The 3,967-nt window shown below is 27.7% G+C and carries 5 protein-coding genes; 2 read left to right on the top strand and 3 right to left on the bottom strand.

The window, feature by feature from the left end:
- Together ACI3VO_RS08530 and hpt are read right to left on the bottom strand one after the other, a co-directional pair.
- A partial coding sequence (locus tag ACI3VO_RS08530; protein WP_439757509.1) for a phosphatase PAP2 family protein occupies window positions 1-631 on the bottom strand: 631 nt, incomplete at its 3' end.
- Between the two features lie 118 nt (window positions 632-749).
- Window positions 750-1,274 carry a hypoxanthine phosphoribosyltransferase gene (gene hpt, locus ACI3VO_RS08525; protein WP_439757508.1) on the bottom strand — a complete coding sequence of 175 codons (525 nt, stop codon included), beginning with the start codon at window positions 1,272-1,274 and terminating at the stop codon, window positions 750-752.
- A gap of 153 nt (window positions 1,275-1,427) precedes the next feature.
- Here hpt and ACI3VO_RS08520 point away from each other — a divergent pair, with 153 nt between their 5' ends.
- Entirely contained in the window at window positions 1,428-2,504 is a 1,077-nt protein-coding gene (locus ACI3VO_RS08520) for a pyridoxal phosphate-dependent aminotransferase (protein WP_439757507.1), read from the top strand.
- 156 nt (window positions 2,505-2,660) lie between these two features.
- Here ACI3VO_RS08520 and ACI3VO_RS08515 read toward each other — a convergent pair whose 3' ends face one another.
- A complete protein-coding gene (locus ACI3VO_RS08515; protein WP_439757506.1) occupies window positions 2,661-2,942 on the bottom strand; it encodes a HEAT repeat domain-containing protein in 282 nt (93 codons plus the stop codon).
- Window positions 2,943-3,214: 272 nt separating this feature from the next.
- Between ACI3VO_RS08515 and ACI3VO_RS08510 the strand changes: the two genes are divergently transcribed.
- Window positions 3,215-3,967: PLP-dependent aminotransferase family protein (locus ACI3VO_RS08510; RefSeq protein ID WP_439757505.1), on the top strand; the 753-nt coding region annotated here is incomplete at its 3' end.

Here is a 3,967-nt window from a genome sequence, read left to right as displayed (position 1 = left end):
ACTTATCCTCTATTATATATCCTAAAATAAATCCTGTGTACATACCGAAGCTTTTAACCAATTCCTCCCCAGCTAAAAAATACACAGCAACCATAAATACAATCAAAATCAAGAATAATATGTAATAACATTTATTTTGATCTATATAATCAAATAATTTTACAAAAATTAAGCTCAATACAATACCTAATATCCATCCACCTAATACATCTGTAGGCCAATGAACACCAAGATAAAGTCTAGAAACTCCTGCTCCTAAAACCATTATTACACCCAGTACGATAACCCAATTTTTTCTAAAATACTCCATAATAGATACCCAAACTGTAGTTGCCGTCTGAGTATGTCCACTTGGAAATGAATATCCTGTAGCAGTAGATGTTCTCAACGATTCTAGCCCTTCACTTCCTATAGGTCTAGGTACCTTAAAAAAATTCTTTATACCTGAGTTTATAGTTATACTCCCTGTAATTGCAAATAACAGCCTTTGTCCACATTTTTTATCTATACACCAATACATTATAGCAGCTATTAATGTAACCGCCATAGTCTCCGTACAGATTGTAAATGCTGTAAATATCATAGTTAAAATATCATTTCTTATACTTTGAAAAAATAAAAGAATATCCATAATTTTAATCCTCCTTTTGTACCGCTAAATATATTTTCAAATATAGAAATAGACTGCAAAAATAAACGAATTACTTTACAGTCTATATTTTAAGCAAATATAATAATATTAGTATGTTCTAAACATCTTCAACTATACCTATATATGGTAAGTTTCTATATTTTTCAGCATAATCTATTCCGTATCCTACTATAAATTTGTCTTCTATAACAAATCCAACGTAGTCAACAGGAATATCTACCTTTCTTCTTTGAGGTTTATCTAAAAGTGTACATATTGCTAAAGATTTTGGATCTCTAGCTTTTAATTCTCTTGTTAAGTTGCTTAAAGTTAATCCTGAATCTATTATATCTTCAACTATAAGTACATTTTTCCCCTTGATATCTACATCTAAGTCCTTAAGTATTTTTACTGAGCCTGAAGATTCAGTTGAGTTTCCATAGCTAGAAACACTCATAAAATCTATATTTACATCTAAATTTATACTTCTTATTAAATCAGAAACAAATACACTTGCTCCTTTAAGTATACCTACTACTAATAAATCCTGTCCTTTGAAATCTTCTTCTATTTTTTTACCTAATTCAGCTACTTTTGCTTTTATTTCTTCTTCAGATAACATTACACCTGTAATTTTAAACATTTTTATCCTCCTGTTTATGCATTCTCATTTTATTATATATTTTATTTAAAATTGTATCAATACAAATAAATATAATTATATAGATTATTGATTATATTTTTTTATATATTTATACTTTTATATAAGAAATAGTACTTTAAAGGAGGCTTTAAAATGAGTGTAAATCATGGTGCTAATTTATATGATTTATCTAGTAAATACGGATTTTCAAAAGACGAATTTATGGACTTCAGCTCTAACATAAATCCTTTTGGAACTTCAAACAAAGCAAAAGAATACGTAATCAACAACATAAATATGGTCTCTATGTATCCAGACCCAGAATATGTAAATTTAAAAAAATCTATATCTACATATTGTAATTGTTTAGAGGAAAATATAGTTTTAGGTAGTGGAGCCACTGAATTAATATCATCATTTATAAAGACAATAAAACCAAATAAAACTCTACTTTTATCACCTGCATATTCTGAATACGAAAATGAGCTTAATAAAATAAATTGCGAAGTTATAAAATATTTTTCTAAAGAGGAAAATAATTTTGTAATAGATGAAAAAGAATTAGTAAATTCTATAAACGAAGGAAATTACGATTTGACTATAATATGTAATCCTAACAACCCTACAGGATTTGCTTTTTCTAGGGAACAGGTAGAATATATTTTAAAAAATACTACATGCTACGTTATGATAGATGAAACTTATATAGAATTTACAGAAACAAATATCTATTCATCAACTAAACTAGTCGATAATTACAATAAATTATTTGTAATAAGAGGAACATCAAAATTCTTCTCAACTCCTGGTATTAGACTTGGCTATGGACTTATAGGAGATAAAAATGTAAAGGAAAAAATAAATAAAAACCTAGATTTATGGAATATAAATATAATAGCGTCTGCAATGGGAGAAATAATGTTTTTAGATAATATGTTTATTTCCAATACTATAGATGCGATGCTTAGAGAAAGAGACTACTTGACTAAAGCTTTAAACAGTATAAACGACTTAACAGTATATCCTAGCAAAGGTAATTTCATACTATGTAAAATAAGTTCTAAGAAGCTTACCGCTGGAGAGCTTAGAGAGAAATTACTTCCTAAAAAAATAATAATTAGAGATTGTAATTCCTTCGATGGACTTTCTGAATACTACTTTAGAGTATGTATATTAAAGCCTGAAGAAAATAGATTACTTATAAATAATCTTAAAACTATATTCAAGTAAATAGACAAAACAAAAAACTGCCGATTAAAAGGGCAGTTTTTTGTCGGGAATTATACTCGTTGGGGATAGAAATATAATTCCAAGTGGCATTTTAAAAGTTTTTAAAATTGCCGTTTAAGTGGATATTTTAATTTTAGTTGATATCATAGTTAGTTTTTAAGAAATTTTTCTAAGCTCTTCAATTTCATAAAGCCATTTTTGGAAAAATTCCTTTTCTTTTCTTTCATTGTAGATTTTTTTTAAAGATTTCATTGCAGCTTCTCTAACCTCAGCATGTGAATCTTCTATACCATCTTTCATCTTATAAAGAACTTCATCTGTATCTACAAAATTTCCAAGTGCTGTATATGCTGCAGCTCTTATCTTATAATTGTCTGAATTTGTACAAGCTATCAGGTTGTTTACCAAGGCATTTTTCTTTTCAAATTGATTATTCATTATAATCCTCCTTTTTGATTTACTTATGCTCTTTAGATTTTTTTATAATAACCCTTAACTTTTTTCTTTTTAATTTATATTTTGATTATAGGAAAGAAATGTGAACTTAATATAAATAATTTCTAATATTTTCCTTAAAACCCTTTAATACATTTTTAATATTTTACAGTTTTTGAATTATATTTTTCATAAAATTTTAAAATTTTACATTATATTACATAAATTTTGTTATATAATTAATACTATAAATTTAAATAAAGGGGGCACAAAATATGCAATACAATCTTTCAAACAGATTTAAAAACTTAAAACCATCTCCAGCAGGAGATATATTAGCCATGATGGGAGATCCTACTTTAATTAAATTCTCAGGAGGAAACCCAGCAAGTGATTCTTTTCCAATAGATAAAATAGCAGAATTTTCAAATGATGTTCTTACTAATAAACCTTTATCTGTTTTAGAATACGGATTAACTGAAGGATATCATCCTCTACTAGAAGAAGCAAAAAAATTCTTAAATAGAGATGGAAATGTCGTAAGAGACGACGATATGATGATATGTACTTCTGGTAGTCAACAAATAGCTGATTTCTTAGCTAAAATATTATGTAATGAAGGCGACACAGTCTTAACTGAAGATCCTTCTTTCCTTGGTGTTCTTGATTCTATAAGAAGTAATGGCGCTAATTTAGTCGGAGTTAAAATGGAAGACGACGGAATAGATTTAGCTGATTTAGAAGAAAAATTACAAATAAAACCAACACCTAAATTTATATACGTTATACCTAACTTCCAAAATCCAACTGGTATAACTATGTCACTTGAAAAACGTAAAGGCGTTTATGAATTATGTAAAAAATACGGTGTTATAATACTTGAAGATAATCCTTATGGACAATTGAGATTTAGTGGTGAAGCTGTAGCTCCTATAAAATCATTCGACGAAGAAGGTATAGTAGTATACGCTGCCAGCTTCTCAAAAATAATAGCACCTGGAATAAGAGTAGCATGTGCTGTTGGTAAA

Origin of the sequence: Intestinibacter sp. (assembly GCF_051866655.1) — a bacterium.
Lineage (GTDB): Bacteria > Bacillota > Clostridia > Peptostreptococcales > Peptostreptococcaceae > Intestinibacter.
Note: the sequence above shows the minus strand (reverse complement) of the source record. Positions and strands in the feature narration are given on the sequence as shown.